Raw genomic sequence first — 4,072 nt, 5'->3', positions numbered from 1 at the left:
GCCTGACTCTATCGTGCCGGAGCGGGCACGCCCATGATGGCAAGTGCGCGCCGATTGCTGCCGGCGAGCAGCGGGCCGAACGCAATCGCAAAGCCGAGGAAGGCGACGACCCAGCCGCAGGCGGCAACGTGCAGCAGCGCATCGCCATGCGCAGGCCACGCCACGGCAGCAACCCGCGCCAGCGCCGCGGCGACGATCGCGACATAGATACCTTGCGTCGCCGGCGAGGCCGTCAGCGCCTGTCCGGTGTGGCCGAGGCTCGCGCGGGTCATCACCGCGAGTGTCATGGTTCCGGCCGCGCCTGCCATCCAGGCATGAATCCCCGCACTCGGCGGCAACGCGCCGAACACGGCCAGGGCATGCAGGAGGAAGCCGAGCGGCACGAAGACATAACCGACATGCAGGATCAGGAGCAGCCGTTCGCGCGAGGTGCGGTCGCCGGCCCAGCGCGCAAGCCGCACCAGATGCAGCACGCCAACGAGCGCCATCACGGCACCGGTGATCACGTTCAACGGCGCCACGATCCACGAGATCAGCGCCAACGCGCTCAATCCGATCACCACTCCATCGAAGCGGCCGAACGGCACCGGCAGGCGACCGGGATTGAACTTGACCAGCCAGTTGCGGGTGAAGCTCGGGATGATGCGGCCGCCGATCAGCGCGATCAACAGCACGACCACGCCGATGCCGACGCGGATGCTGACATCGGCAGCGCCCGCGTGATGCGCTTCGAGATGAAAGCCGACATTGCCGGCGAGCAGCAAGAGCACCAGGACCACCACGGGCAAATTGCGCCAATTGCCGCCCGCGATGATCTCGCGCGTCGCGGCGGCGACGACCAGCGCCAGGAACGCMGCATCGACGACAAGCGCGAACGCCCAGCCGACCTCGGCGGACAGCGTCACCGCCACGCGGCCGGCCAGCCACACCACCAGCAACGCGCCCAGCGAGGTGCCCTGGATCGGCAGGCGCCCGGTCCAGTTCGGGATCGCCGTGAACAGGAAGCCGGTGATCACAGCCGGCAGGAAGCCATAGAGCATCTCGTGGACGTGCCAGTCGCGCGGCGCGAAGGCCGATGTCACCGACAATTCGCCGTAGAACATCGGCAGCCAGGCCAGGATCGACAGCCCTGCCTGGACGGCCGCGAGCAGGAAAAAGGGCCGAAAGCTGTTCGCGAACAGCGGCCAGCCCGCAAAATTGCGGGATCGGGCGCCAGCCATGGGGCAACTCCTGTATATTCAGATCGCTGCCTGGAAAAATACTGCCGTCCCGACCGGCCGGTTTTGCGCTATCGCAAACACCAGGACGATTGCAGGTGCCATCACACTCCCGAGCGCCAAGGAGGCAGAATGGCCAAGGTCGACACATCGCTGGTTGCGCATTTGCCGCTGTTTGCCGGCGTCACGCCGGAAGCCCTGGATGAGATCCTGCGCGAGGCCCGCTCGGCGCGCTATCCCAAGAACAGCGCCATCTTCGAGCAGGGCGCAGACGCGCAGTCCTTCTTCCTGCTGCTGCACGGCCATGTCCGCGCGGCCAAGACCACGCCGACCGGCGAGCAGATCGTGGTGCGCTATGTCGCGCCCGGCGAGACGTTCGGGCTCGCGATGGCGATCGGAGCCGCGCGCTACCCGGCGACTGCGATGGCCGTCGACGACAGCGTGGTGCTGATCTGGCCGAATTCGGCCTGGCCGCGGCTGGTCGAGCGGTTTCCGGCGCTGGCCGCCAACACGCTCCAGACCGTCGGCACGCGGCTCCAGGAGAGCCACACCCGCATCCTGGAAATGTCGACCCAGCAGGTCGAGCAGCGCGTCGCGCATGCGCTGCTGCGCCTCGCCAAGCAATCCGGCAAGAAGCTCGACCACGGCATCGCGATCGACTTCCCGATCAGCCGCCAGGACATCGCGCAGATGACCGGCACCACGCTGCACACCGTGAGCCGCATCCTGAGCGCCTGGGAGAGCCAAGGCCTCGTCGAGAGCGGCCGCCAGCGCATCATCCTGCGCGATCCGCATGGGATCGTCGTGCTGGCGGAGCGCAGCCCCGACAGCGGCGCGGCGTGAGAGCTGAGCCAGGACGTTTCCTGAGATCGTCGGGCTATCACATGTGAAAGCATTTTCCTCGCAGCCCATCCTTCGAGACGCCCGCTTTRGGCGGGCTCCTCRGGATGAGGACGGMGTGYGCGGCAGCAGTWTCAACRGGCACCGAWGCCGMTTAGCCTCATCCYGAGGAGACCGCGAAGCGGTCGTCTCGAAGGACGAGGCGCGCGCTCAGGCCTACCCAAAGCCTTTGCGACAACCCTGCCCCCGAAGATAGGGGCGAGGGACGCTCCCGCTTACGGCGAGAGCGCTCCCTCACCCGGGAATCCGCACGCGGCCCGCGCGAATTCCAGACCGTCTCACGCCGGCACGCAGTCGCACAGCGCGGCGAGGAATTTTTCGCGATCGATGCCATGCTCGCGGCAGGCGTCGTCCACCGTGTGGAAGGTTGCGATCGGACAGCCGACACAGGCCATCCTGAAGGCGAGAAACACGCGGATCGTGTGCGGCGCCGTACGCATGATGTCATCGACCAGATCGTCGGATCGAAAGGGCATGGACAACTCCGTTCCGAAACGACGATAGCGGAGCGGGCGGCGGTTTCTTTGTTGGAGCGCAAGCTGGCGCAAGGTCACCAACTCGTCATTCCGGGGCGCGCGTAGCGCGAACCCGGAATCTATCGGGCAGCAACCTGTGCGGTGAAATGGATTCCGGGTTCGCGCCAAGAGGCGCGCCCCGGAATGACGCAGTTACACCGCCCGGCTGTGCAGCTGCTTGCCCGGGTCCAGATGCGCGTCGAACGCGGCGGCGACGCTGCGGACCAGGAAGCGCGAGTCGGAGGCGACCGCGAGCCGGTCGCCGTCCAGCCTCACGACGCCGTCCGAGATCAGCGGCTTCAGACGCGACGCCGATTTGAGCATCGTCTCGGCCTCTGCGCCATGGCGCGCGCAGATGTCGCCGAGATCGGCGCCGAACTCGCACATGATGCGCTCGATGATGTCGGCGCGCAGCCGGTCATCGCCGGTGAGCCCATAGCCCTTCGCGGTGGCGAGGCGGCCGACACTGACGCTCTGCGCATAGGCGCTGATCTGCACCTCGTTCTGGACGTAGCCCTGCGGCAGATGCCCGATGGCGCTCGCGCCGAAACCGAGCAGGACTTCGCCTTTGTCGGTGGTATAGCCCTGGAAATTGCGCCGCAGCGTCCGCTCCTCGAAGGCCGCGGCCATGGAATCGCTGGGTCGGGCGAAATGATCGAGCCCGATCTGCACGTAGCCGGCCTCCTTCAGCGCATTCGCGATCGCACAAGCCTGGTCGTGACGCGCCGGGCCGTCGGGCAGCGCGCCCTGGCTGATCATGCGCTGGTGCTTCTTGAAATCAGGCACGTGAGCGTATCCGAACACCGAGAAGCGGTCGGGCGCGAGCGAGAGGCTGCGCCGCACCGTGTCCAGGCACGAGGCGACGGTCTGATGCGGCAGCCCGTAGATCAGGTCGAAATTGATTCCCGCGATGCCGGCACGCCGGAGCATGTCGACGACATCAGCCGTCTGCTCGAAGCTCTGAACGCGGTTGATCGCACGCTGTACGATGGGATCGAAACTCTGCACCCCGAGACTGGCACGATTGACGCCGGACAGCCGCATGGCCTCGACCATGTCGGCGGTCAGCGTGCGGGGATCGATCTCGACCGCGATCTCGGCCGAAGGCAGCACGAAGAACGCCTGGCGCATCGCCGCCATCAACTCGGCGAAAGCCTCGGGCGCCATGATCGTCGGCGTGCCGCCGCCGAAATGGATATGCTCGACCTTGATGCGGCGGCCGATAGTCTCGGCGACCTGCGCGATCTCGCTGCGCAGCGTCCGCTGATAGGCCGCGATCAGTTCGTCACGCCGGACGATCTGGGTATGGCAGCCGCAATACCAGCACATCTCGCGGCAGAACGGCACGTGCAGATAGAGCGACGCGCTGGCGCTTGCGGGAAGTTCGGCCAGCCACCGGGCGTAGGTGTCGGCGCCGATGACGGGCGAGAAGTGCGGCGC

General features: G+C 66.9%; 4 protein-coding genes. 1 reads left to right on the top strand and 3 read right to left on the bottom strand.

Features of this window, described 5'->3' with window-relative positions:
* Positions 1 to 8 precede the first annotated feature (8 nt).
* Entirely contained in the window at positions 9 to 1,220 is a 1,212-nt protein-coding gene (locus AC1D00_RS30285) for an NnrS family protein (protein WP_477013193.1), read from the bottom strand.
* A 129-nt stretch (positions 1,221 to 1,349) separates the two neighbouring features.
* Between AC1D00_RS30285 and AC1D00_RS30280 the strand changes: the two genes are divergently transcribed.
* Positions 1,350 to 2,060 (top strand): Crp/Fnr family transcriptional regulator, encoded by a 711-nt coding sequence (locus AC1D00_RS30280; protein WP_477013192.1) that lies wholly within the window; start codon positions 1,350 to 1,352, stop codon positions 2,058 to 2,060.
* A 335-nt stretch (positions 2,061 to 2,395) separates the two neighbouring features.
* Here AC1D00_RS30280 and AC1D00_RS30275 read toward each other — a convergent pair whose 3' ends face one another.
* The gene (locus AC1D00_RS30275; protein ID WP_092187054.1) at positions 2,396 to 2,593 is read right to left on the bottom strand and encodes a DUF1858 domain-containing protein; all 198 of its coding nucleotides are present in this window, start codon (positions 2,591 to 2,593) and stop codon (positions 2,396 to 2,398) included.
* A 192-nt stretch (positions 2,594 to 2,785) separates the two neighbouring features.
* The coding region (gene hemN / locus AC1D00_RS30270; RefSeq protein ID WP_477013191.1) for an oxygen-independent coproporphyrinogen III oxidase at positions 2,786 to 4,072 on the bottom strand (1,287 nt) is incomplete at its 5' end.

The organism is Bradyrhizobium sp. P2_E8, from assembly GCF_056403875.1.
This window is presented reverse-complemented; position numbering and strand designations above follow the sequence as displayed.